Source organism: Desulfosporosinus fructosivorans (assembly GCF_004766045.1).
GTDB classification, from domain to species: domain Bacteria; phylum Bacillota; class Desulfitobacteriia; order Desulfitobacteriales; family Desulfitobacteriaceae; genus Desulfosporosinus; species Desulfosporosinus fructosivorans.
Genome location: NZ_SPQQ01000029.1, coordinates 1 through 25,384, shown reverse-complemented (window position 1 = coordinate 25,384; position 25,384 = coordinate 1). Strand labels below are relative to the sequence as shown.

The window sequence follows — 25,384 nt, the reverse complement described above, 5'->3', positions numbered from 1 at the left end:
AATTTCCTCATACATTCCAATTCAACACCTTTTCTTTACTATTACAATACCAAGTTTACAAAATGCTTCTAAATTAGAAGATGATAATATCTAAACAATTTCTAAACAGTTGCTAAACTATTCTTGCGTAAAAAAACATGCAGACGTTAAGCCGCTGCATGGGTTAATAAATTCTATATTAAGGATTTCATAATGTTGCTAAGAATAAAACTATTAATCATATGATTGTCAGAGATTTGGTTAAGACCGACGTCGTTGTTTTACTTTTAAAAACCCCTAGTTCACGATTTTGATATGCAAATCGCGAACTAGGGGTTTTCTATTTGATATGCCTATATGACACCCCCAAAGTATTTGGCGACGTCATATTTCTAAGGGATCCAGGAAACGAGTGCAAAAGGCAAATTTCAAGTTATTGGTACCCTAGCTGATGATATTGGGTCAGACCCTCTAGGCTCTCCTCTAATCCCTCAAGGCGGTTGATCTCAGTCCCCTTATACAGCACAACGACTGAGGGGATGATTTTTATGGCATATTTTTCGGCTAGGTTTTTTTTCGTTGCCATATCGACGCAGTGGATTTTACAGTCCGTACCCGATTCTTCGTTCAGTTCTTCCAAAGCTGTGCGATACTTAAGGCTTTCATTGTCTTGGGCATTAAAGAACAATAACAGAACCTTTTTATCGCTTTGCAAAACATTGCTGTTAAAGTCATTAACTTCTTCAATATAGCGCTCTGCTGCAACGGCGGCAGTTGCACCGTCCCCAGCGGCGGAGACAACTTGTCTGAGATATTTTACTCGGTTGTCCCCCACTGCATAGACCCCTTCAGAGTTGGTTTCCATCAGCTCGTTGACGGGGATATACCCTCGTTTATCCATCTCTATACCACTGTCTTTAAGATAACCCGTCGAGGGAACCATACCTACGAAGAAAAAGACACCCTGGCAGCTAAGCTCTGACGTTGAACCGGTTTTCAAATTCTTGATTTTTACCGCCTCAACATTCTCTTTCCCCAGGACTTCTTCCAAAGTTGAATTCCAGATGAATTCCATTTTTTTATGATTTAAAGCTCGTTCAGCGCTGACTTTATTGCAATCCAGAATTCCTTCATCATGTACTCCCCCACAACCCCCGTAGACCCGGACGTGCAGATTTCCCGCATCCGGTTCCTCTCATTATGATTTTGCTAGATGCTTCGCTTTGAAAGCATTTGATTTTAAGGTCAATCCACTCCAAGGTACTCCTTAATGGCTGCCTGGGTAATCTGTGAAAAGTTCACTTGCAAGTAATGCGATTCTGTCAGAAATAAGCATAACCGTCAAAGGATATGATGCCAGTCGCGTCTTGTGTAAAGGATTCTCTCAACATCAACGACCTTTGACTTTTCATCTATCGTGAAAAAGACAATATAGTTCTTTACGGGCAGCTTTCGATATCCCATCATTGCAAACCGTTCATCAGTCACAGGAGGGCATTTTTGCGACATGACCGCTAAACCCATGATAGCTTCCTCAACGGCGTCCATCATCTTCAATGTGGTCATCGGTGCTGACAGTTATGGGACATACGTTAGCAATGTATGGACACTGCAATCATTATTATCAAATCAATAACTATCAGCAAGTAGAAAATCACTAAAAACATATTTTCAAGGGAGGTTCAAATGGCCACAGAGATCTACGTAATTTCAGGCTTCTTAGGAGCAGGAAAAACCACGCTTATCGAGAAGCTTCTCAGCGAGACTTTTAAGCAAGAAAAGGTTGTTCTTATCGAAAATGATTTTGGGGAGATAAGCGTTGATGCTTAACACCGTCACCATACGAACAAAGAGGATATTTAGCATAGAGGATTTGAGGACACGCACATATCCAGTATATACCGCCATGGAGAAATATGAGGGCTATCAGATTACACTAAAGGGATTTGTCTTTAGTGACCCCACTACCATGAAGGACAATGAGTTTGTACCCGCTCGTCTGGCTATGTCATGCTGTGTTGCTGATTTAATGCCTTGCGGTATAATCTGCCAGTATAATAAGGCCTCCCAACTAACGGCAGATACTTGGGTAACTGTAGAGGGTATCATCCATATAGAGAAGTATATGGATGATAATGAACCAGCGATCACCGTGACGAGAATTTCACCTGCGGAGAAGCCGAAAGCGGAGTATATATATCCATTTTGAAGTCTGTCTCGCTGTTTGTGAAACCTCCTCCCCTATAGTGTTCTTCAGCTGTCCGGCCACTTTAGCACATTCCATCAGTGTAGTCCTAAGCATGTCGCTGTCTTTGCGCGTCCGCCGTGATTTCCCAGCCTGAAGTATCCGAACTTCGGGGATGTGCTCCTTACTGCGTATCTCCGCCGGGACGAGCTTGCCTGTTCCACGTCTCGTCCTTAAGCCACACATTCAAAAGATCGCAAACTTTATTCTTATAAGTGATATACGTCTCCTTGTCATTGGGGGCGATTTGGAGCAGCTCATGCTTTACTTCCTTAATGGTTTTATCCAGGTTTTCACAGAGGAAGGCGATATGGTTGGCCCTGACCTTGAGCGACGTATTAATGAAGTTCGTTTTCATCCTCTCATAGCCCTCGGCGGATGAGCTTTGTTGGAGCGATTCCAGCGAATCCTTCAGCTGCCTGGCCGTTTTATCGAGTTCCGCTTTGGACGTCTTGACGTTCTCCAATTGGACCTTCAGATTGGCAAGCTCCGTAGTCAGCTCGGTGATGATACCGCTTTGGTCTTCCACTGTTTTCTGGAGGTCTGCGTTCTCCTGCAGGGCCAGGTCTTTTTCTTGCCGGGTCTGCGTCCGTTCATTGACCGCTTTCCTGAGTTCCTGATTGGTCATTCCCTCGATATCCATATCGAGGATGAATTGCGCCCGTTCCTCCTTTGGGATACCTAAAAGAAGCACCACCTGGCTGTAGTTCAAATTCGGATCAGCCCCAGCGGCGAGCTGGCCACGATACGGGATATCAGGGTGATTGACATGACCACCAACGATCTCTACGATCCACCGGTGGCGTAAGCAATTTGCCCACAGAAAATGAGGCACCTTTTGAACTGCACTCAGTTCTTTAGGCGCCTCATTCTTTTTCCATGAAGCATACCGTAAACGGTAAATGCTCATATTTTTTCAACCCAGTCTCTTTAAAGCCATACAACTTATACCAATTTTTTAGAACTAAATTCTCATCAACAATACCAATAGAGACTTTCTTTGCTCCTTGGGCTTTCACATAATCAAAGACAAAATCCATTAAATGTTTCCCATACCCATTATGCCTATATCCCGGTAACACCGATAATCTTTCTATGTAGAAAACATCATAAGCCTTTTCGATTGCTACAAATCCAATTTGAATTCTGTCTTTATACAAACCAAACATACCGATCCCTTTAGCTTTCATCTTCTTGAGATTTACCAAATTTGCGAATGCTGGATTCGAAGGACAATTTTCTTCCGTTAGATTAAGCTCTCTTGCAACTGTGATAAATGAATCCTTGATAACGTTTAAGCTATCTGACAAACTTACCTCGTTATTAATTTCTTTAATACTTACTTTCTCAAGAGTCATATGAAATCACCTTTCTATTCGGGGGGAGGCATTGATACAAACATCCATTGTGTATGGCCCGAATGCTATTGGGGGAGAAGGCTCGTTGGTTGGATATTGAACAAGCTATCCTTAGCCAAATTTGTTCAAGCTAAGAAGCAGCATGATCGTCTTTGTTGATTCCTCATTAAAATACCTTTATCTTGCTATTAGGAGATTTACTAATACATTAAAATCAGGTCTGTTTTGCTTAGGGTCTTTCATTCCAGCATCAATCCAATAACCGACTACTTTATTTTCAACTAGGAATAGGACTACGTCATAATTTGATTTAGTGTCACCAGTTTCAATCTGAGCCGTATACATTTTGACTCTTTGACCCATATACTTAGCAAAGTCTAAATTATTCAGTTTCGATAATTCATTACTTCGTTTTAATACGTCACCAACTCTAGCACCATCTTTGACGACTGTAAAATCACTTGGCAGTTGAACATCTTCAGCACCAGCACTGTTTACAGCTATCTTGAGATTCTTCTTGCTTAAGAAATCTTGAACAACACTTTGATAATCCACTGCGGTTCCTGACTGTGTTTCTATCTGAAACCAATAATAAATTACGTGATTTTCGTTACCCCAATTAACCTGAAGCTGAAACAAATATTTACCTTCCGCTTTGGGGAGAACGATTGAGTTTTGGTTTATTGGATACAACTTCAATTGTTTATTGCTATCTACTAACCTAACCTTGTAGGTTGGCTTATCTAAACCCGCAACCTCGTCAGCCTTGAACTCAATCCGTGATTCTGGCTTAAGCACACTGACTGGTAATTTCATAGCTTCGTCAATGCCTAAGCCGAAATTCGTATTACCAATCAACATGCCAGGCTGCGAAGTGTAGTTGGCGTCTCCCCTAGTCCAAATGAGCTTAGTCGTTCCATTGATAATTTCCAGTTTAGGATAACGGGAACTATACCCGGCTTGCTCGGCGGTTAAGTCATCAGGGGTTTGTGCGACCTCTATGGTTGACGTATCGGCATTGTCGTACAACTTTGTAACAATATAATTAATTTCTGGATTTTCAGCTATATAATCCACCTTTGTTTCTCCGATATGTCGAGATACCCTTATTTCATTACCGTTAACTGCAAAATCTAGTGTTCTTCCGCTTCCGTCATTGAAGGCGAATAGAACAACCAAGCTGTGATTTACATCAAGATTTCGGACACGTGTGATTTTGGAATTATTGAACGCCTGAATTATCGAAGACCCATCTTTATCATTAATCTTTTTCTCTGTACCATTCATAGAAATGCGAATTTCTTTAATATCACTTTGATTAACTGGTATATGGTAGTTCGGTAGATTCTTAACGTTAGTGAAAACCACAACGGCTATCAAAGCTATCACTGATAATCCTATCAAAGACCATTTAACGGAAGACGTTCTGAACTCTTTAATCATGGTTATTCTCCTCTTAATCTGAGATTTAGAGCCAGATAAATTTGCCAATCCTATCAATCGCGGCGTGTTAGAGTATGTCTCTACCAATTTGAGGAGTGTATAAGCATAGTCGTTGGATTGTTTCGTATTGAGTCGGTCCATGGCTAAAGCGTCACAAGCTATTTCCTGGTCTTCCCTCATACGATAAAAGGCGTACCATATTAATGGATTGAACCAGTGGATGATTACTAATACCTGAGTTAGCCAATTTATCATGATGTCTTTACGTTTGAAATGTAATAGCTCATGTAACAATATATGGCTTATTTGTTCCAAACTAAATGTTTGCTCAATCCCAATTGGTAACAGTAACCTTGGATGAATGAAGCCTAACAAAGATGGACTGTTTACATATCTCGTCTGCAGCAGGGGAATCTCTGCTTTTATCTTTAGTTCCACCTTGAGTTTATTGAAACCTGTAATTAGCCTTGGGTCATTGACTAAATTATGTTCAATTTTCTTACAGAACCGTCTGTTAACAAGGACTGTAAGAGTCGTTAATATCAAAATTCCTAAAAGCCATATCAAGAACATCAGCTTATATATGAAGGGAAAGATGCCAAAGGATGCCATCTTATTTCCACTTGTTTGCTGTGTATTCGTGCCTAGGGTAGCTTTGCTGGAATTGCTATCCACAACGGCAGTTTGGGCGAGGCTAGACTGCTTATCAACGACATTAGTCGTTGCATTAGAAATAGGGGACAAAACTTGTTGTATGTAAGACGGGTTAATAAAATTATAGGCACTCATTGGGCTACTGGGTGTCCACGGTAAAACTAATCCAATAATCAAAACTGACCATAGCATATACTGGAAACGTGCTCCCATTCTATGTCTAAGGACATGTTTTACTCCCAGCAGAAATACGATGAAGATGCTAGCTTTGGCAGACGTTGATAAAACCCAGTTAAAAAGGTTCAGGTAATTTTCCTGCAATAGCGTCATCAGCATCTTCTTCAGTCCTTTCTTGCATCAAGGAGCTGTTTAAGTTCTTCAATTTCATCTTGAGAGAGTTTTTCTTCTTGAAGAAAAGTGACGAGCATTGGCTTTATGGCTCCACCAAAAACACGGGTAAGAAAGGACTTACTCTCTGCTTTGATACACTCTTCCTCAGCCACTAACGGATAGTAGATATATAACCGCCCCTCTTCTTTATAGCCGAGGGCCCCTTTTTTTACTAATCTCCCGATTAACGTCTTGACTGTATTTGGTTTCCAATCGGTATTATACTCTAATGCCATAACAATTTCGTTTGCAGTACAAGCTGATTTCAACCAACAAATCTTCATGACTTCCCATTCCGAATCGGAAATATTCGGTGTTTCTAACATCTCTAGACCTCCACGCCAATATTTAGTTTACACTTGTAGTTATTTAATATATTACATTTGTAAACGGTAATTGTCAAGGAAACCTTATATCTATCCCCTCTTGAGCATCTTGTTTAAGTGTTTACTCTTTATTTGGATTTCAAGTATAATACATATAGCGAAGCGAAGCAGAAAGATTATAAAAACAGGAAAGAGTTAGCTAGGATGTTTAAATTTTTCTGCCCAAAGTGTAAAAACACTTTATTTAGTGCAAGTGATCATCGCTATGATGAGAAGATCTACTGCTCAATTTGCAACACTTATCTTGATAATCCATATTACAAGAAACCACCTAATTAGCAAAACATTCCTCTAAAACCCCGGATTAATCCCGGGGTTTTACTTTTTATTTACATTACAGTTCAATTTCCTTCCGCCTGGAATTCAGTAAGGACAATCTCCCCAACGCTGATCCTTCATTGCCTTCTGCAGTTCCCGAACGGACATGTTTATGCTGAAACGAAAATACGACCTCAAATTATTTAAAGAATCTTACTTATAACTGACTACCTCTACCCCTTCATGCTCAACTATTCTGCATAATTCTAGCAAATACTTCCGTGATGGAGTTTTAAAGCTCCAGGAGGGCTTTTCCAAACCAAGAGCTTCATATTTACCGTCACCTAGAGAGTGGTAGGGCAGCAGCTCTATTTTGGGGGTATCAAGGTTAGCTTTAGCAAATTGTGCAGTAGCCCTTATGTTTTCAATGTCTGAATTTACTCCGTCTATAACCGGTATCCGGACTACTACAGGTACCTTCAGCTGATTAAATCCGGCTATGTTTTTTAATATCCTCTCATTACCGGTTCCAGTATAAAGCATGTGCTTATCCCTATCCATATGCTTTATATCCACAAATATCAAGTCCATTTTCTCCAATATATCCTTAACCTCATCAAATTCAAAACACCCTGAGGTCTCTATGGCTAAGTTTACAGCTTGGTCATATAGCCTGTTCACAAGTGTCCTGAGCAGGTCTTGCTGCAACGTTGCCTCTCCACCGGAAAAAGTGACCCCTCCCCCTGAATATCTATAAAATATTTTTTGCTTTTCTATAAGCTTCAGTATTTCCTCACTGGTATAATGATGGATCAGTTTTTTCCTGCTGCCGGTGGGACATACCTCTGCACAAAGTCCGCATGATCTGCATTTTTCCCATTCAAGAGGATCATCCAGGTTCAAGGCTGCTTGATAAGGGCATACCTGAACACACCTTCCGCATTTTATGCAGGTCTTTTCGTAGTAGGAGATCCTATTATTGTAAAAACTTTCCGGATTAGAGCACCATTGGCACCTGAGGGGACAACCGGCCAAAAAAACGACCGTTCTTATTCCATTTCCATCATTAACGGAAAAATTCTGTATCTCCATACAATATCCGCTGCTAGTATCCATACAATATCCTCTCGGCTTTATGCAAATGCCTGATTAAAGTTGCTGCTTTCTTAGCAGGGCCCTTATTTGTGTTAATAATTTTCATGTGCTGTTCTTGCTATTATCGCATCCTGCATTGATCTGGACAGATTGACAAATTGTGTACTATAGCCTGCGACCCTGACCAATAGGTCTTTGTAGTTTTCCGGATTGTTCTGAGCTTTGCGCAGGGTTTCAGTAGATATCGTATTAAACTGTACATGAAATGCACCCAGGGAGAAGAAGGTCTGTATCATTGCACCCAAATTGCTTCTTCCCCTCTTGGTACTTACCAGGTCTTCATTTAATCGTAGGTTTAGTAATGTTCCTCCGGAATGTACATCCTGGTTTAGCTTGGCTGCCGAACGCATTGCTGCAAGGGGTGATGAAGTATCTGAACCGGCAAAAGGTGATACCCCTTCGGACAACGGTTCGTTTGCTTTTCGGCCGCAAGGGGTTGCTCCTATGACTTTACCCGTTGGTAGATAGTTCGATATGCCCATAAAGGCAGTGTTGAAATTGTTGCCGTTTATATCTTTATATTTGTGCCCTTCTTTATAGTAGTGATTTGCCATTTGGCAGGCAATATCATCTACATAGTCATTGTCATTACCGTACTTAGGAACAGTGAGAGCTACTTGCCTCAGCTCCTCATAGCCTTCCCAGTTTGCGTCTAGTGCTTTTATGAGGGTCTCCATATCGACAGCCTTGTCTTCGAATACAAGCTTCTTGATAACTGCCAGGGAGTTTGATGTTACCGCAAGGCCTATACCTGTGAGAACCGGTCCCAGGTTGTATTTAGCTCCTACATCAACCAAGTCTTTTCCGTTTATCAGGCATTGTTCTATACATGAAGACAGGAAAGGCCTCGGTACCATTTCCTTGTGGAGTTTTTGTGCTAACAATGTAGCGATTATTGACTGTTCAATCAAGTTGTCAAATTGTCTGTAGAATGCAGCTTCAACCTCTTCATAAGTCTTAAGGTCAGCCGGAGCTTTTTCAGCCAGGCCTATCCTGTCTCCCGAAATCCTGCTCTTGCCTTGGTTCAATGCAAATTCTAGGGCTGCAGTAAAGTTAATATTGACAGCTGAAGTCCATTCGGACGTTTTGCGGAAATGTGGAACTACGCAGCCGCAGTTGTTCCAATCCCTTGCATCTTCCGGCTCATAGCCTGCATTGATAAGCATCTGGTAACCTGCACTGTCACTGTGTATTGCAGGAAAGCCTGTGCCTTTGCTTACTAAATGGGTTACAGCATCTAAGAATTCAGTAGGACAATCCTGATGTATCCTGACACTTAAGCCCGGCTGGTGAGTCTTTACTGCTTCAGTTGCCTTCAAACACATATAGGAAAGGTCATTGGTAGCGTCCTTACCTTCTCTTGTTTTACCTCCAACAGTAAGATTCTGGAACTGATTGTAGCCTGCAAAGAATTCAGCTGTATTTGCTGATATCGTCCAGACCCATTCTGATAATTTCAGCCATAGTGCTTCTATCAGCTCCTGAATCTGATCCTTGGTCATAATTCCTTTTTCTAGATCAGCTTTGTAATAAGGATACATAAACTGATCAAATCTGCCAACATTTAATGCCAATGGGTTTTCTGATAATATTCCGCCAATCTGCGTAAACCATAGGAACTGAATAGCTTCATAGAAACTAGCCGGAGGATTTTCTGGTATCCTGCTGCATATATCGGATATTTTCAAAAGCTCAGCTTTTCTTCCAGGATCCTTTTCTAAGGCCGCCATTTCCATGGCCTTTTCAGAATATCTTTTTGCAAGTGTGATAATTCCTTCTGAAGTTATAATGATTGAATTATAGAAGTCCTTTTTCTTCAAATCCTCTGCTGAAGTACTCGACAGCTTCGAAAGATGTTCTTTTGCCTCTCTGAGGATTCCACCGAAGCCCTTTTTGAATAAAACATCCTGATAGTCCGGAGTAATTTCACCGACTGCCTGTCTCCATTTTGAATCATTATCAACAAAGCCTGTATCAACAGCAACCTTGGCAATTTCTGCAGGCAACTGTGCCAGAAATGCTTCTTCCAGGGATTTTCCTTTCCAATATGGGAATATATCTTTCCTGACATAGTCTCTCTGCTCATCGGTCATAACATATGGATCCTGGACTCTTTTATCGAAATTGTCCATCTCCCTGTCCACCCAGGTCCAAGAAAATTCAGGAGTCAAAATGCCGCATTTTCTGAATTCGCCAATGCCCCCTATAATAAGCTCTCCAGCGAAGATATTTACATCAATCTGCTGGCAGGTGTCTCTGAATGCCTTGGCCCTTCTGATAGGAACCGCTTCACCTTCAGTCTTCTTATGTGATTCTGTCCATATCCTTGCTCTCTCATAGGAAACAGCAGGCTTGGAATTGATATAATTCTGCCTTGCCCCTTCGATCCTCTCAGAAATCATGATTTTCCCTCTTTTCATTTTACAATAGTTTTAACCCATATTATTTGCTATAACGCTCAATGTTTTAACAAAAAAGGCAAACCTAACAATTTGGCAATACAAATGCAATATAGTCCCCCGCGCACTCTGTCACTCCAGAAAGACAATTACTCTATCAAACTCGCTCATACCAAGGATTTCGCTATCTTTTCTACGGTTGAAACCAGGCTATTTGTTCTGCCAGCTTATCCTTTACCCGTGTCCATCAACAACTCTTTAAATAATTTCCACAGGCCCCCTTTGAAAACGCTCTCAAGCATTTCCATCCCCTCCTTTGACCGTTTTGTCGATCAAATCTCGGATCTCTTTTAACTCCCCCTCGGACAGAACCCTATTTTCAATAAATTGAGAAAACAACTGATTGAACGAGCCTTGATAAACTCTGTCGATAAAGGACTTTGTTTCGCTGATTAGTATTTGATCCCGTCCAAAAAGGGGAACGCAGCTGAATCCCGGTTCCCTCCGCTCAATTACACCTTTCTCAACGAGGCGTTTGATGAAGGTGTAAGTAGTATTCTTGAAATGAGCACCGTTTTCCGGCCTTAGGAAATGAGCTGAAATATCCACAGCTGACATTTCCTTGTTCTTCCAGATAATCTCCATGATTTCAAGCTCTCGTTCTGTGACCTTTGGAATTTCCTGTTGCATTTATCTCGCCCACCATTCTACAGCATTAGTATGTGATATCTATTCTAACGCTGTAGAATGAGAAATGTCTATAGACTTTACGGCTTTTTGACTTTCCTTCATTTGTGTTTTATTCACCACGCCCGCAATTTGCTGACCTTTTGTCATTCAACCAATTCACCATTTACAAACGTTACCGTTTTATCCGAATACTCAATAATAAGTGTATTAGTAAATTGCTCTTTGGACTCCTGATGGAGTAGTTCAGTCCCTAAAGAAAAACTGGAACCTACATCATCAAAAGGATTATTGAATACCCATACAGGTCTATAACGGTCTTCGATTCCGATCAACTTGTGGTCATCATCATAAATAAATCGAGGTTTTTCAGAACGACGAGTTAAATCATGTCCATTCTTTAGTTGAAAAGTAATTTGCAAATGATTCTCCGTTAGCTGATAAGTCATGTCCATATCCTTGGAGGATACCGAAAATCCGACTGCGAATAGACTTACTAAAATAAGCAGGACAACTGCTACGCTTCCTGCAGCAAGGGCTGCCGTTCGAATGCTATTTTTGCGTACCTTTTTTAAAAAATCAAGGCCTTCAACCTCTGTTGCGGGTAATTTTCCCTTTATTTCACCCGTCATCTCTTGATAAAAGGTTTTGCATTCTTGACAGTTCTCCATGTGTTTCTCTATTTCTTCATTACTGTGATTGCTAGTAAGACCTTCGATATATGACGGCAATAAATCCTTAATAATCTCACACTTCATTGAACTCTCCCTTTCATAATTTTTTGTTTGCCTCTATAAAAAGTAACCCGAGCCCATGTTTCGTCTTTTCCCAGGATCTCTCCAATTTCCCGAAAACTGAACTCTCCTGTCAAGCGCAGGTACATCACTTCCCGCATCGGTTCAGCCAACATATGTAAATCTTTGAATAAGCTCATTTTCCCATCACGAAGTATGCTGTTTTCTTCCACAGAGTTCTCTGTTGAAGGAATCTCAGACGACAATTCTGTAATTTGAGTTCTATTATTTTTGGCAAGCTCTTGATACCAAATATGTTTGGCGATTTGACAAAGCCATACATAAATTTTGCATGTCCCATCATAGGTTCTAAGAGATTTAAGCGCCCGAAAAAAGGTTTCCTGCATTAGCTCTTCTGCCATTTGCTCGCTGTGACAAAGACTGAACAAATATTTATAGACTTGTTTGGCATACACTTTATAGAGCTGCTCGATGTCCTGCATGCATTCACCTCCCTCGTAACATATATCCAAAATTCGAATAGTTCGTTACATAAATATTATACTTCTTTAAAATCAGCAAATTCTACAGCCACGATATTCATGAGTTGACGTATTTTCATTCATTACACCACTTTATCACAATACATATTTGACCATTTAGCATACCACTTCCTGCCAATCAGGTTACCGTTGCATGGACCTTACAAGATCTCCCAGGGTCATCCAGCTTGCCTCCTGTTCGACTGTCAATACTAAAAACAGAACCCATTCCCTAAGACAGAGAAAGAGTCCTGTCAATTTTATATTAATGAAAGCCCTCTCTCACAGGTAAATCTAATACCATTACATTATAATAGGTAATAAGTCTGAGAAAGCTCACAGGTTGAGTTATAGTTTATCCTCAAGGGTTAAACGTAATTAGGAGGGGAAATGATGGTAAGAAGTTCGGCTAAATTGGAAAGTATAGTAGGAGTTTTAACAGTTTTAACAGCTTTAACAGGGCTTCTTTATGTATTTCGAGTATTTGGAAATTGTCTCAAATACCAACATTCTGTCCAGCAGGAATGGGTTGAGGCTCAGATGACTAAGCTTTACGCCGATGTCTGCGTGCCAGTATTCCGCCACTGCCCCACGTATCTCATTGGCCTTGCCATGAATCGTATCCAATTGCTCCGTCCTACTTTAAGCAAATTCTTGACTAGCTTATCGAACTATAAGGAAAGGTGAAGAAGGAATTAAAAAGCAAAAGTCGAAAGTAAACTTAAAAATAAAAAAAGGAACACGAGGTTGATCGCAAATGAAGGAAGCACTTTTTGACCACGTTGCTGCAGGTTATGATTCCTGGTATGATACTGAGCTTGGATCAGTCTCTGATCAAGTTGAACGTCGCCTAGTCCAGTCCATGTTTAAGGCACCGGGTCCCAAGGTTCTTGAGATCGGCTGTGGTACCGGACAATATACCAGCTGGCTTGTGCAAGAGGGATATGAGGTCACTGCTGTGGATATTTCCGCCGAAATGATGGCTCTAGCCCAAAAGAAACTAGCGGCCATTGAGGGAAACACCGCAAAGACAAAGCCTGTTCACTGGTGGCATGCTGATATTACAGCAATTCTGGATCAACTGGAAACCTATGATGGGATTTTTTCCATGACCGCCTTTGAATTCGTACCCGAACCGGAAAACGTCTTGCAAAAACTTTTTAGTCGTTTAAAGCCCGGAGGCTGTATGATGATCGGACTCATCGCTGGCAGGAGTGCCTGGAGTAAATACTATGCTGAGGCAGCTCGTGACAATCCCACATCTGTCTTTGCCCGTGCTGCTCTTTATACCAAAGCCGAAATATGTTCCTGGCAAATCGGTGGATCTGTGGAAATTGGAGAATGTCTTTTCTTCCCACCGAATGTTCGAACAACAGCTGAGGCCCTTTTTCTCGAGGAGAAAAGAGAAGGAAATCCTGGGTTCGTGGTGGCAAAATGGGTAAAATAAAAATAATCACAGAAGGAACGTAACCTTATGGAAAAAGTAAAGCTGATTAAAATGATCAAGAATAATCCTAATGCCATAGCCTATATAACTAATCCGACCGATGAGATTAAGTTATTGGCTGTTCAAAAAAATGGACTTACGTTAAAATATATTGATAATCCAACCAGAGAGATGCAAGAATTAGCTCTAGCTAATAATGGCCGATCGATTCAATTTATAGATGATCCTACAGAAGCTATGATGATCAAAGCGATCAATGATAGCTGGGTTAATTTAGAGTATCTTAAAAATCCCAGCTATCATTTAATCAAATTGGCGATCAATCGAGCCGGCTGGGCTATTAAATATGTTAAGAATCCAAGTGAGGAATTGCAATTATTAGCTGTAAGAAAGAATTACGATTCAATAAAATTTATCAAAGAACCTTGTGCAAGTGTCCAGGAAGAGGCTGTAAAAATCAGTTATGATGCCTTAAGATATATCAATTCTCCTACCCCTCAGGCAGAGCTTCTAGCGATCAAGCATAGTGAGAACGCTATTACCTTTATCAATGATTTAGATCAACATAAAATCTTAGAATTTTTGAAAGTCAATAGTTTAGTGATTAACTATGTTATGAACCAAATCACTAAAGATGAATTAGAACAGGTGTTAAAGGAAGCCTTAGCCAATGAAGAGGTTGAAGAAAAATATGTCAGAGATTTTTTAAATTGCAGTTACCTCAATCAAAACAGCGACCTTATGCCCATGGACAAGATCATGTTTATTTATAAATATGGCAGTAAAAAGGCGAAAAAAATAGCTGTAGATGAAAAGCTGAAGATGCTATAGGAGTGAGACATCATGAATTTTACAGACACCTTAAAAAGTGTTGACTTAGTACTATCGACGGGAGAAGTCCCCTTAATCGTTGGGGAGAGCGGAATCGGCAAAACGGCTTTAGCCCAGGTAATCGCTCAAGAAAATCACTGGAGTTTGATTGTGATTAATGGGAATCTCCTTAAAGAAGGTGAAATCGGCGGTCTGCCAACGATCGAAGCTTATTCAGGCGTCAATGATCTAGAAGATCAGGTTGAAAAGAAAGCGACAGTATATGCTGTTCATCATAAGCTCAGGGAAATTGATGAAGAAATATCTCAAGGAAAAATAGTTCTGTTATTTATCGATGAAATCAATCGCTGTGAACATACAGTCCAACAGGAACTTATGAATTTGATCTTAAATCGGGAAATCAATGGCTATAAGTTGCCTGAAGGGGTAAAAATATTAGCCGCTATGAATCCTTCCAGTAAATATGGTTTAGATTTTGATTACCAGGTTGTCGATATGGATGCCGCCCAAGAAAATCGGTTTGTCTGGTTATCGATGGAGCCTGATTATAATCAGTGGATAGATTGGGCCATAGAGGTCGGAATTGAGCAAAAGGTTGTCGAGTTTATCTCCACCTTCCCCGATTATTTGCATAAGATCAACGAAGACGACCTAAGTGCAACTCCCAGAAGCTATGAGAGAATTTCCAGCAGTTATAAAATGTATAAAGAGAAAAAAGCTTCCATACCCCGCTCCGTGTTTTTAAATGTTATCAAAGGAAATGTCGGGCGCTTAATCGCCGAAGAGTTTGTGAGCTTTGTGGAATCCGATCATCGTTCCCTCATATCCTATCAAGATGTTTTTTCAGGAAATTCTCTTCACGAATCGATCAGAGAAAGAGTAAAAAGCGAAAGCCATACCCGGCTTTATCTAGCCGCCAAGAATATTCTTAAAAGCCTAGAGGCAACTATCTTAAATCATCGTGATGATTCAAACTTTTATATGGAGAGGCTTATTGAGTTGTTAAAACTATATCCTGTCGACTTAAAAATAGGAATCATGAAAGATATTAAAAACAGTTATCCTGAAGTATACAAACACGCCCTAGAGAATGAAGGGTTTATCGAATCCTACTTTGAATCTTATCGTTTAGTCAGGTGACAGCTATGGAAATTTTTTTTGACAATCAAGTTCAAGGGCTTTACGAAAAAACAGATATCCTTATCAATAATTTGTTTAAAGCAAAACCCAAAGGTGATCATGCTCATACCAGGATAAATATACCCAAAGAGTTTGAAGACGAGTTTTTCAGCCTTGTGGATCAAGTTAATTTAAGCCTGATGGAAGACAAAGATCATTTCTATGGCTATTTTTTGCTGCAAATGTCCAGAGAAATACGCTTTGATATCAGCAGCCCTACGGCTGTGAATTTTAAAGGGGCTAAGTATGTTATCTACTTTAACCCCATCATTTTTTTAAATCTTAATCTAAAACAAATGGAAAGTACCATTAAACACGAAATACTCCATATAGTATCCCTGCATTTAATAAGGGCAAAGGAATTCAAGGGTAGCTACAGCACATTAGCTATCAATATGGCAATGAATATCGTCGTCAATACCTATTTGGATCATCTGCCCCCCTATTCTGTTACCTTAGAATGGGTAAATTTAAATTATTCTTTAAAACTCCTGCCTTTTAAACCCTTTGAATATTATTTGGAAGAGATCCAAACTGCCCTAGACTTGTTGGAAGCAGATCAGGATGCGGCGGATGAAAGTGATACTGATGACTCCCATGCTGAAAGCACAGATGACGCTGATGATAGCAAAGATAAAGCCGATGCTGCTAAAGATAATGCCACTGAAAGTAATCAAGACGAAAAAATAGAAACAGCTTATAACCCTGAAAAAACCCATGACATATGGGCAGACTCCAGTGATACCGATGAAAAAACACTTCAAGAATTTACTGAGCAGTTTATCAATAATGCTCAAAAAGGCAGCATTCCTAATTATTTAGAAAGCATGATCTCATCCCTTAAAAACAGCAAGGGTGAATTGCCTTGGAATTTATATCTTAAGAGGCTAATGGGAGTTGTTGAAAGTAATAACAAGAAGACAATAACCAGAAGAAATAGAAGACAGCCCGATAGATTGGATTTAAGAGGTCAACTTAGAAGTCATAAAGCAAAAATTGTTGTTGCCCTGGATATCAGCGGCAGCATTAGTGATCAAGAATTTAATCAAGCCATTCAAGAAGTCCTGGATATCGTTAAAAATTACAATCATGAAATTATGATTATCGAATGTGATAGTGAAATCAGACGGGTGTATGACGTCAAATCTGCAAAGGATATCAAAGATCGAATTAATATCAGAGGCGGCACCCGATTTACCCCGGTTTTTGAATATGCCAATCATCATAAGGTTAATTTGTTAGTCTATTTTACGGATGGCTTAGGGGAAGAAAAGCTTCTAACCATACCTAAAGGGTATAAAACGTTATGGGTTATTTCTGGGAGAGGAGATAAGCTTTCCTTAAAAGAGCCATATGGGGCAGTTAAAAAGCTAAAGAATATTGTAACGAAAGATGATTCACTAAATATGAGTGATGTTAAAAGAGATGGATATTCAATGAATGACCAGGAGAAGATGCCTATTTGATGCAACCTACAGAGATTAAATTTTCAACCCAACTTACGTGACTCGCTATACCATATCCTTCAGTTTCTATAAATCCGGTATAGAAACTGACAAAAATCTTCTCTTGTATTGTTCCAACTCAATATCATTAGTATGATCATCTACCCCCCTATTAAAAATTCAGCCCCTTTTATATAAGCCGCTTGTTGCAAGAGATGCTCCACTTCAGTGTCATCTCTTTCAATTACTACGTTTTCAGGCAACACTTCAAGCTCCAGATTCATGGCTAATTTCTTTACAAAGGTGGAGGCTATCAGCATGTGCTGGTGGAAATAAATTCCACCAGCGGGATGTAGCTATTAGGTGTCCGAGTAAGATCCTAACATCAGCCAACTCAAAAGGACAAATGTAAAATTAAATGGAAAGTTTCCTTAGGTCTGATTTACTTCCAAGGCTTCTTTCGCCATCTGCTCATATTCATGGAGACCGGATATTATTGCAAATTCGGCAATTCCGACTGGGTATGCAGCCACTAATTCAATGATATGCGGTTTCAGCTTTGTCCAGAAATATCCCCCCGCTTCTTTGTATGCCTTGATAAGTGAGTCGAGGCCTACTTCACCAAACATCTTGTAATAGATTACAAAATCATTTGACATATCTGTCACCCTTGCCTCAGTCCAATCAATCAAACCAGTTACGTTTGCATCTTTATCAACTAAAATATGACCTGCATGTACATCCCCATGAATTAGTCCCGTCTCTTTAGGCCACATCTCATCATCGTTCAGCCATGCCTGCCATCGATTCCATAGTGACTCTCCCACACCAAATTTTATCTTGACTGAATCCATACGCTCTTTCATGGGTTGTCTTGCTTCTTCCGGCGTATGAACAACCAATCCAGCTTCAATTGCCTTTTTATTTGGAATACTGTGAAGCGACGCTAGGGCTTTACCAAGCGTCTGATGAAAACACTCCGGTACATTGTTCTCATCAATTTTCCAGACATAGGCATGTGTTTCAGGATCTATTGTGCCTGCGGGTACGCCACATAACTTCTTGTATGCAATCAGCTCATCTGTGTAAACCGACCAGTTTGGCGCTTGAAATGTAACGTATTGGTTCACGAGATCTAAGGCTTTTTTCTCCGTTTTCGTTCTAGGAACAACATCTTGACGCCTAGGAAAACGCAGCACCCACTCATATCCTTCATGAGCAGTAGCAAATACGACCTGAAAGTCCAGTCCCGATTCATTAAATTCTAGAGTGTTTTCGTTAACCTGTAGACCATGTTTTTTCGCTATTTCAATGACTTGATTTTTCGTTTTATTCATTCGTCATCACGTCCTCATCCTATTATTCTCGCTTACTAGTAAGCCGTTTACATCAAAAAGCTGTAGGTTTAACGCCAGCACTTTCTATGTTGACTTCTATGTCACAAGCATCAACCAATTTAAACACTTCCTCCATTGAGTTCGAAAAGTCCCGCTGCTTATTAATATGAACGCCGACTAGAATCGCTTTTTGTTTCTGTTCCAGATATATTCCCCATTCTTAAAAATAAAAAAAACACAGGCTAGGTACCTGTGCATTGAGTAAACGGGAGTGCCTAATAAAGGATCATAGAAATCGATTTAGGTGGATAACGCTTGTTTCTCCTGATGATCAAGACGGTACCGAGCTTTTACTCGAACCGAATGACCATCCTGCGGCCAAAGAGTATCAAAAGAAGTTATTTGCCGATGGCATCCCCGCAACAATGTTTGGTGTTGCAGATATTCATAAAGAGTACAAAAGATTATTGAAAAACGGCGTGAAGTTTACTATGGAGCCCACAAAAATGGGCGATTTCACAATAGCGGTCTTCGACGATACATGCGGCAACTTTATTCAGATAATCCAGAAGTAACTTTATGTCGAAATAGATGTTCGTAAAGTGTTTTTATCAACAAGTGTGCGTGTGCGCTATGATTTTATTATAATGATGCCGTCAACAATTCAATTGCCGTTTTGAAAAAGTAAAAATTATACGATACTCTGCCTTGTTGTTACTGCTCAGTATGAGCTAACTTTACAATATCCTTGCATTCTAAGATAGATTGATCGAAATCAGTATTAACAGAATGAATCATGGCGACGCCCAGTTCTCTCAAGGAAATAACGTGATTTGGAATAAGCTGCCTGGCGACGGGATAGAGCCACGATAGTGCGCGATAATAGTTATGGGTCCTCTTTAAGCCCTTTGTAGGATGTATAAAGCCTGGGCGGAACATAAACGCTCTTTTGAACGGAAGTCGCAACAGGTCGTTCTCCGTTCTTCCTTTAATTCGAGCCCACATAATCCGCCCCCGCTCTGTACTATCCGTCCCGTCACCAGATACGTAACAGAAAACCATGTCCGGATTCAAGCCTGAAAGTAGGCTTGCCACATGCAAGGTAAGATCATGAGTTACCCGTTTGTACTCCTCTTCCTTCATCCCGACCGATGAAACGCCTAAGCAAAAAAAACAGGCATTGTAGTTTATTAGTTGAGGTTCAATTGTCGATAGATCAAAGAAATTGCTGTGCAGGACTTCAATTAATTTGGGATGTGATACGCCGCACGGGTTTCGGTTGATGACTAACACCTGTTCAACATCCGGATGCATAAGACATTCGTTCAATACGCCCTCCCCTACCATGCCCGTAGTTCCTGTGATGATTGCTCGAATTTTCGACCTCGCTGATGTCATTTGATTCCAACCACCCTTCGTTTTGTCATAAATTAACCAACCCTTGTTTAATTATTTGCTGTAATAATTTCTTTTAACGTGACATTTTCATTCAAATAACGTGCCTTTGGATTACTTTCTTTTTTTAATCGGATCGCCTTTTGCGGACAAAGGTTTATACACGCAAGACAAAATTCGCAATTCCCCCCATATGCGGGTTTAAGCTCATCGAGTTTTATATTGTTACGCGGGCAAACCTTTACACACGTTCCACATTGATTACAGTCGTTCCCAACAGAAAAGTCTTTATCGGTATTAAAGTTTGGGTTTCGTTTGTAGAAATACTGAATGGCTTTGGTCAACATTGAATCTGTGAATGACCCATTCCTGATATATCGCTTCTTTTGATTCACGTCATTTAACAAACGGCTCAAATTTTCTTCAGTATATTTCTTTTTCATCTTTTGCTTCTCAATATTAAAAAATGGTAAATAGTTATCTATCATGAGTAAACCGTCTGCATATTGAACATGAATATCATTTTCCTCAGCATACCGTACAAACCAATTGACACCGCCTGCAAGCTTGTTCCCATAGGTCATGATGACAAAAATATAAGGGCTCTTAAGGGTGATCTTCTCAATGAATTCCCGGACAATTTTTGGAGCTGCAAAGCCGTAACAGGGAAATATAAGGCCTATCTTTTCGTCTTCGAAATGAAATTGATCACCCTTTAAGACGTTTGGTATCGAATAAATTTCTCCTCCAAATCTTTTTGCAACATCTAAACTGTTGCCAGTAGCTGTAAAATAAAACACTTTCATAATGTACCTCCACTAATTTTATCTTTCGTTTTCGAATAGAATTCAAACACATGAATGTTCGAAATACCCTAATACCTCTTATGGGTGACAATAGATGGTTAAAGGGTTAATACTTTTATATTTTCACAACTATCGAACCGTTATGTCTTATAAAAACTGCGCTAAATTATTGCTGCTGTAATGATAACAACTTACTAACTTCCTCAATTAACTCTTCATTTACTTTGCAGATCAAAAATTTTCCTTTTTTCTCTGTACTAATTAAATCGGCATTCACTAATTCTTTGATATGATGTGAAATAGTCGGAGCACCAATATTCAACGAACTGATGATATCCGTAACAAAGCATTCCGAATCGGTTGGAAAACTAGATTCATGCATCTCAGCGATTTTAAAATACAATTCTAGTCTATTGGGATTCGATAGTGCCTTAAATATCTTTGCCGCTTTTTTCGTGTCCATATTCCAACTCCAAACTCATCCTATAACGATTCGATAACTATCGAAATCAATTGTAACTTTTCTAAATGCTCCTGTCAATAGCTCGTTGCAGCCTATTAAACTTCTTCAAGAAATTTAACTTGGATCTTACCCTCTAGTAGATCTTCAAACTTTTGGGCTGCTTCCTTAAAATAGGCTGAAATTCCATGGGCTTTGAAGGCCTCTGTATCCTTGTACTTTTCAAATAAGGCTCTACAACCCGTTATACCAAGGCTTTCAATTACCTTAATAGCAATAGGTAAAGCTTTGATATGATCTCCACTTTTTCCCCTGCTCCACACCGTGCACGAAGTAGAGTAAGCACCCAGCGAGTTGCTATCCAAAAATAGTACTTTTCCAAATGCTCCTCTCAGAACGGAGCGTGCAAGTCTCCTGTGCACTCCGCTCGCCAGTGATTCACTGTCAGCCGACATTCGCGCTTACAAATCGCTTACCGTCATATTTACCTGAGTGGATATTGGTGTGGCATTCGAGACATACTGCGAGAGTCTTTCTTCTCATCGCCATCATTCGTTTCATCCATTCTGGTTTTTCTTTTCTACCGTTACTTTCGAGGTCTTTCAGTTTATTGACGTGATGCATTTCAATATTCTCACTTGATCCACATAACTCACATGTATCGTTCATCAGACGATCAATAAGTTGGCTCTTAATGCTGAACACTTTCCCTGTCGGTAACGCGTCCACAATCACGGCATCCTTCTTGTATCCGAGCTTAAATCCTCCGAAATAAGCGACCAACGGCTTTTTTCCTTCCCGTTTCACTTCCGTTTGAAGCACCTTGTAACTTTGTCCCTCCGTTTCACGAGTCGTTTTGTACGACTTGAAGATTTTATTGACCGTCGTTTTGAACTTATTCGCAAGGGTACGTGCTAAAGACAATTCCATTGTTCTCTTGAGGCCATGCAACTGATGAGCATTATAGGCAAGCAGATAATATTGAGCGAATCCACGAAATTCGGACTGGTATTGGGCAATAATATCGAAGTCGGAGTTGATCGTCCGTTCTTTTCGGTGAATTGGTTTTCCTTTCTGCTTATATTCTCTTGCTTTGTCTTTCATCTTCTCGTCTGGAACGCGAAAACCGATCACCCCATTGATGCTACGTTGTCCACGTTTGTCATGTTTAGTATCCTGATGTAACACGTGGATGTCATAGCCGAGAAATCGCGCTTTTTCGGTTTTCGCATGGGTAATCAAGGTCTTTTCTTCGCTAAGCGTTAATTTTAGTTCACTCACGAGAAAGGTTCTAATTTGTTCCTTGATCTTGATCGCATCCTGCATAGGACCTGAAACGCCCAACAACCAATCATCCGCATAGCGGATGTAATAGAGTCGTCTGAATGCTGGGTCAAACGCATCTTTGGAAGGCATGGACTGTCTCTGTTTATTAAGTTCCTTTACTATCTTCCAGTCCTGATGGCGCATGTGCCTTTTCATCTGGTTGTTCAGCGCTTTGTAGGTTTTGTTCTCAGCCCGTCTGCCCCCGCAGTTATAGACGGGGAGGATGTGTTTCTCCATAAACTGATCGAACTTATCCATATACAGGTTAGATAGTAATGGACTTAAAATTGAGCCCTGTGGACATCCGCTTAGGGTGACGTTATATTTCCACTCTTCCATATACCCACATTCCAGAAAGTGTTTCATCAGTCTCATGAAGCGATTGTCTTTCACTTTTTCAGTCAGAATTCCGAGTAGAACGCCGTGATCAATACTGCCAAAACAGTCGCGAATGTCGCCTTCGACGAACCATTTCACACTTTTCCAACCATTTTTGGCCCGAATAGAATCTAGTGCCGTGTGGCATCCTCGATTGGAACGGAAACCGTGAGAGGCGTTGCTGAATTGCGGATCAAAGTAGATATTCAGAATCAGACGAATGACTTCTTGAAGTAATTTGTCCGACCATGATGGCAGTCCGAGAGGGCGTTGCTTTTTACTGCCCTTTTTCTTGATATACATACGTCTGACGGGTGAAAAACGATAGGTTTCCTTTTTCAGTTGATCAATAATTCGATCAATCTTAGCAATGGACATACCGTCAACCGTTTCGTCTGTCACACCCTTAGTCATTGCGCCGTTGTTGGCATAAATATTTTTGTAAGCGATAAGATACAATTCTTTGTTGTAAAGCAAACGGTAGATGCGATATAACGGCACCTTTCGCTTGCCTCTGTCGCCGATGATATCTAATACTTTTTCGGCCTTCTGCATTCCGCATACCTCCAAGCGATTGATATCGTAACCACCTGTCTTCCTTCTCCTGATCTCCCGCTTACTTGGTTACCCTTTTGGCGGTCTAAGCGATCCAGCGGCACATATTAAAGTCCGCCTGTGCAACTGTCATTACGACCGCCACTTTGAATACTATGAAAACTCCGTTACCATAGGGGTCTCCCCCCTTAGGCAATCCCATGTTCTTTATGACAGGAACGTATTAGTGCAACTTAGGTTCTTCATTCATAACCTTGATTGAGCTCATTGCCCAACGTCCAGCAATCTAGGAGTTCCTCAGACGAAAGTTTTATCTGAGTATATTGCAGGCAGGGAGTATTTAGATTGTGTATCCCTGAATGTGAAGTTCCATCACTGGTTATTGAAGTTTAAGCAGTTTAGCCTTAACCATATTACACAGAACTAGCAGAGCAATACCTTAACAAACTTCGGATATCCTCTGCGTTACCTTCATGCTGTTGTCCCCTCGCCCTTTCGAGTCTAGGTAAGAAGGTTGTTCTCAAAGCATTTCCAAGGGCTTTGGTCCGTTACTCGGACAATTCCAAATCTCAAATGACATGGCGCACACTTTCGTATTCACACGGCGTTCCATCAACCTAAAACTACTTTCTTATATCACAATATTTCCTACTTGTACTCTGAATTTATTCACTTTGGTTATCTGCTTATTAGATAGTTCAAGCTTCGCCAGTATTTGTTGAATTGTTTCGGATTTGGTTGCATGTATCAATCTGTGAATATCAGGAGCAATTATGACAAGATTACTGTATTTATCTCCTCCGCCAGCAATAATTGGAATGATACGATGGCAATGGACATCATTTACTTCTAATCTTTTACCGAGTACCTCACACATTCCGCCTTGGGCAGAAAATAAGGATATTCGGTTGTCATTATACTCAATACTTCGGTCTATTACTGGATTTTTGCTGAGGTATATGAATTCGAAGCCTGATACACTTTCGCTTAGTTGATGAATGAATTTTCTCCCTTCAGGTGTGAATTTGTTTACCATTTTGGAGTGACTCATTGCATTTTTAGTTTTACATGCTGACATTGGGAATATGATGTGACCATGTATATATGTCATCTTCTTAGCATATCCCTTATACTTTTCCAAGTATAGCTTGCTGGGAGAACCCTTATTGGTAGAGATTGACTTCCACCTGATTTTAATGTTCCTATCAAGCTCATATCCGATTTTTGAGAAGTCTTTAGTACAATGTGTTGCTATACGATAGTAATTTTAAGTTCCAAGAACATAAGAATTGTAGAGACTTACATTCTTGTCTGCTGAATTTTTTTGGATTTTCTTGATAAGATCCTTCCCTTTAGCTATTATTTTCACAACAGCACTGGGTTTGATATTTGAGTTAGCGACTCGTTTCCTTCCCTTAACAACAGCTTTGATTTTGAAACCGAGGAACTCCGATGATTTCTTGCGCAGGTTTGTAATCTTTGATTTTTCTGGACTTATTTCTAGATTTAGTCTCTCTTTGAGCCAGAGTTTAGCTGCGACAAACATCCGTTCTGCTACATCTCTGGTTGGACACATGATTTTGAAATCATCACAGTACCTGATAATATAGCATTCCTTCAGTTTTGACCCTCTGCGTATTGCTCTAATTTTGCCTTCGTTTCTTTTATAGGGGTATGAAGTTTCATAGCTTTCCCATTGATCGCTGATCCACCAATCTAATTCATTAAGGACCACGTTAGAAAATAATGGAGAACACAGACCACCCTGCGGAACGCCCTTACTGGGGATTCCTATTCCTTCAATTTCTGCCTTTAACATAGCCGATATAATACAAAGAAGGTTCTTGTCCTGAATTCCCATAGTCCACATCTGTTTAAGAAGCTTTCCATGATCGACATTATCGAAAAATCCCTTTTTAGCGATGTAAGATAGAGCCATAAGATTTCTCTAGTACAAGATCATGAAGTCTTGTAAACTAGCAAAGAAAGAAGGGC

The 25,384-nt window shown here is 40.2% G+C and carries 26 protein-coding genes and 2 pseudogenes; 8 read left to right on the top strand and 20 right to left on the bottom strand.

The features are described from left to right. Positions 1-412: 412 nt before the first annotated feature. A pseudogene (locus tag E4K67_RS28905) lies at positions 413-1,120 on the bottom strand (FAD-dependent oxidoreductase); the annotation flags it as partial. 200 nt (positions 1,121-1,320) lie between these two features. Continuing rightward, a complete protein-coding gene (locus E4K67_RS28900; protein WP_135553097.1) occupies positions 1,321-1,545 on the bottom strand; it encodes a type II toxin-antitoxin system RelE/ParE family toxin in 225 nt (74 codons plus the stop codon). Positions 1,546-1,665: 120 nt separating this feature from the next. Between E4K67_RS28900 and E4K67_RS28895 the strand changes: the two are divergent. Then, positions 1,666-1,806: pseudogene (locus E4K67_RS28895) on the top strand (GTP-binding protein); the annotation flags it as partial. Next, the gene (locus E4K67_RS28890; RefSeq protein WP_135553095.1) at positions 1,802-2,188 is read left to right on the top strand and encodes a TIGR03943 family putative permease subunit; all 387 of its coding nucleotides are present in this window, start codon (positions 1,802-1,804) and stop codon (positions 2,186-2,188) included. The pseudogene E4K67_RS28895 and the gene E4K67_RS28890, both read left to right, overlap by 5 nt. A gap of 160 nt (positions 2,189-2,348) precedes the next feature. Here E4K67_RS28890 and E4K67_RS28880 read toward each other — a convergent pair whose 3' ends face one another. The 9 genes from E4K67_RS28880 to E4K67_RS28835 form a co-directional block, all read right to left on the bottom strand. Continuing rightward, positions 2,349-3,134, bottom strand: coding sequence for a DUF3102 domain-containing protein (locus tag E4K67_RS28880; protein ID WP_243454681.1), 786 nt, complete (start codon positions 3,132-3,134; stop codon positions 2,349-2,351). Then, positions 3,091-3,582, bottom strand: a complete 492-nt coding sequence (locus tag E4K67_RS28870) for a GNAT family N-acetyltransferase (RefSeq protein ID WP_135553091.1) — start codon at positions 3,580-3,582, stop codon at positions 3,091-3,093. The genes E4K67_RS28880 and E4K67_RS28870 overlap by 44 nt, the downstream gene beginning before the upstream one ends. Positions 3,583-3,759: 177 nt before the next feature. Beyond that, positions 3,760-6,015: a M56 family metallopeptidase gene (locus E4K67_RS29995; RefSeq protein ID WP_158408607.1), complete on the bottom strand. Its 2,256-nt coding sequence runs from the start codon at positions 6,013-6,015 to the stop codon at positions 3,760-3,762. 5 nt (positions 6,016-6,020) lie between these two features. Continuing rightward, positions 6,021-6,395 (bottom strand): BlaI/MecI/CopY family transcriptional regulator, encoded by a 375-nt coding sequence (locus tag E4K67_RS28860; protein WP_135553089.1) that lies wholly within the window; start codon positions 6,393-6,395, stop codon positions 6,021-6,023. A 531-nt stretch (positions 6,396-6,926) separates the two neighbouring features. Next, a complete protein-coding gene (locus E4K67_RS28855; protein ID WP_135553087.1) occupies positions 6,927-7,829 on the bottom strand; it encodes a glycyl-radical enzyme activating protein in 903 nt (300 codons plus the stop codon). A gap of 71 nt (positions 7,830-7,900) precedes the next feature. After that, positions 7,901-10,270 (bottom strand): glycyl radical protein, encoded by a 2,370-nt coding sequence (locus tag E4K67_RS28850; RefSeq protein WP_135553085.1) that lies wholly within the window; start codon positions 10,268-10,270, stop codon positions 7,901-7,903. A gap of 291 nt (positions 10,271-10,561) precedes the next feature. Continuing rightward, positions 10,562-10,957 (bottom strand): BlaI/MecI/CopY family transcriptional regulator, encoded by a 396-nt coding sequence (locus E4K67_RS28845; protein ID WP_135553083.1) that lies wholly within the window; start codon positions 10,955-10,957, stop codon positions 10,562-10,564. Between the two features lie 143 nt (positions 10,958-11,100). Beyond that, positions 11,101-11,712: a zf-HC2 domain-containing protein gene (locus E4K67_RS28840; RefSeq protein ID WP_135553081.1), complete on the bottom strand. Its 612-nt coding sequence runs from the start codon at positions 11,710-11,712 to the stop codon at positions 11,101-11,103. Next, positions 11,709-12,191, bottom strand: a complete 483-nt coding sequence (locus tag E4K67_RS28835) for an RNA polymerase sigma factor (RefSeq protein ID WP_135553080.1) — start codon at positions 12,189-12,191, stop codon at positions 11,709-11,711. Before E4K67_RS28835 ends, E4K67_RS28840 begins: the two co-directional genes overlap by 4 nt. Before the next feature lie 429 nt (positions 12,192-12,620). On the opposite strand from E4K67_RS28835, the gene E4K67_RS28830 reads away from it, so the two are divergent. The 5 genes from E4K67_RS28830 (at position 12,621) to E4K67_RS28810 (ending at position 17,153) form a co-directional block, all read left to right on the top strand. Then, the gene (locus E4K67_RS28830; protein WP_135553078.1) at positions 12,621-12,917 is read left to right on the top strand and encodes a hypothetical protein; all 297 of its coding nucleotides are present in this window, start codon (positions 12,621-12,623) and stop codon (positions 12,915-12,917) included. Positions 12,918-12,987: 70 nt separating this feature from the next. After that, positions 12,988-13,677 (top strand): class I SAM-dependent methyltransferase, encoded by a 690-nt coding sequence (locus E4K67_RS28825; protein ID WP_135553077.1) that lies wholly within the window; start codon positions 12,988-12,990, stop codon positions 13,675-13,677. A 27-nt stretch (positions 13,678-13,704) separates the two neighbouring features. After that, complete coding sequence (locus E4K67_RS28820; protein WP_135553075.1) at positions 13,705-14,508, top strand: hypothetical protein; 804 nt, start codon at positions 13,705-13,707, stop codon at positions 14,506-14,508. Positions 14,509-14,520: 12 nt separating this feature from the next. Continuing rightward, complete coding sequence (locus tag E4K67_RS28815) at positions 14,521-15,648, top strand: ATP-binding protein (RefSeq protein ID WP_135553073.1); 1,128 nt, start codon at positions 14,521-14,523, stop codon at positions 15,646-15,648. A 5-nt stretch (positions 15,649-15,653) separates the two neighbouring features. Continuing rightward, positions 15,654-17,153, top strand: a complete 1,500-nt coding sequence (locus E4K67_RS28810; protein ID WP_135553071.1) for a vWA domain-containing protein — start codon at positions 15,654-15,656, stop codon at positions 17,151-17,153. A 140-nt stretch (positions 17,154-17,293) separates the two neighbouring features. On the opposite strand, the gene E4K67_RS31260 is transcribed toward E4K67_RS28810, so the two are convergent. Then, positions 17,294-17,416, bottom strand: coding sequence for a hypothetical protein (locus E4K67_RS31260; protein WP_274594924.1), 123 nt, complete (start codon positions 17,414-17,416; stop codon positions 17,294-17,296). A 147-nt stretch (positions 17,417-17,563) separates the two neighbouring features. Then, positions 17,564-18,469 (bottom strand): macrolide 2'-phosphotransferase, encoded by a 906-nt coding sequence (locus E4K67_RS28805; RefSeq protein ID WP_135553069.1) that lies wholly within the window; start codon positions 18,467-18,469, stop codon positions 17,564-17,566. 257 nt (positions 18,470-18,726) lie between these two features. Between E4K67_RS28805 and E4K67_RS28800 the strand changes: the two genes are divergently transcribed. After that, entirely contained in the window at positions 18,727-19,044 is a 318-nt protein-coding gene (locus E4K67_RS28800; RefSeq protein WP_199242685.1) for a VOC family protein, read from the top strand. Positions 19,045-19,183: 139 nt separating this feature from the next. On the opposite strand, the gene E4K67_RS28795 is transcribed toward E4K67_RS28800, so the two are convergent. From E4K67_RS28795 to E4K67_RS30950, 7 genes are all read right to left on the bottom strand, one after another. Continuing rightward, positions 19,184-19,867, bottom strand: a complete 684-nt coding sequence (locus E4K67_RS28795) for a Rossmann-fold NAD(P)-binding domain-containing protein (RefSeq protein WP_135553067.1) — start codon at positions 19,865-19,867, stop codon at positions 19,184-19,186. 47 nt (positions 19,868-19,914) lie between these two features. Then, positions 19,915-20,670 (bottom strand): EFR1 family ferrodoxin, encoded by a 756-nt coding sequence (locus E4K67_RS28790; protein ID WP_135553065.1) that lies wholly within the window; start codon positions 20,668-20,670, stop codon positions 19,915-19,917. 166 nt (positions 20,671-20,836) lie between these two features. Then, a complete protein-coding gene (locus E4K67_RS28785; RefSeq protein WP_135553063.1) occupies positions 20,837-21,133 on the bottom strand; it encodes an ArsR/SmtB family transcription factor in 297 nt (98 codons plus the stop codon). Between the two features lie 95 nt (positions 21,134-21,228). After that, positions 21,229-21,585: a putative quinol monooxygenase gene (locus E4K67_RS30960; protein WP_243454680.1), complete on the bottom strand. Its 357-nt coding sequence runs from the start codon at positions 21,583-21,585 to the stop codon at positions 21,229-21,231. After that, the gene (locus tag E4K67_RS28775) at positions 21,575-23,404 is read right to left on the bottom strand and encodes a reverse transcriptase/maturase family protein (protein ID WP_199242684.1); all 1,830 of its coding nucleotides are present in this window, start codon (positions 23,402-23,404) and stop codon (positions 21,575-21,577) included. The genes E4K67_RS30960 and E4K67_RS28775 overlap by 11 nt, the downstream gene beginning before the upstream one ends. 616 nt (positions 23,405-24,020) lie before the next feature. Further along, positions 24,021-24,425 (bottom strand): HNH endonuclease, encoded by a 405-nt coding sequence (locus E4K67_RS30955; protein WP_243454679.1) that lies wholly within the window; start codon positions 24,423-24,425, stop codon positions 24,021-24,023. Positions 24,426-24,656: 231 nt separating this feature from the next. Further along, positions 24,657-25,328: a reverse transcriptase domain-containing protein gene (locus E4K67_RS30950; protein WP_243454678.1), complete on the bottom strand. Its 672-nt coding sequence runs from the start codon at positions 25,326-25,328 to the stop codon at positions 24,657-24,659. Positions 25,329-25,384: the final 56 nt, after the last annotated feature.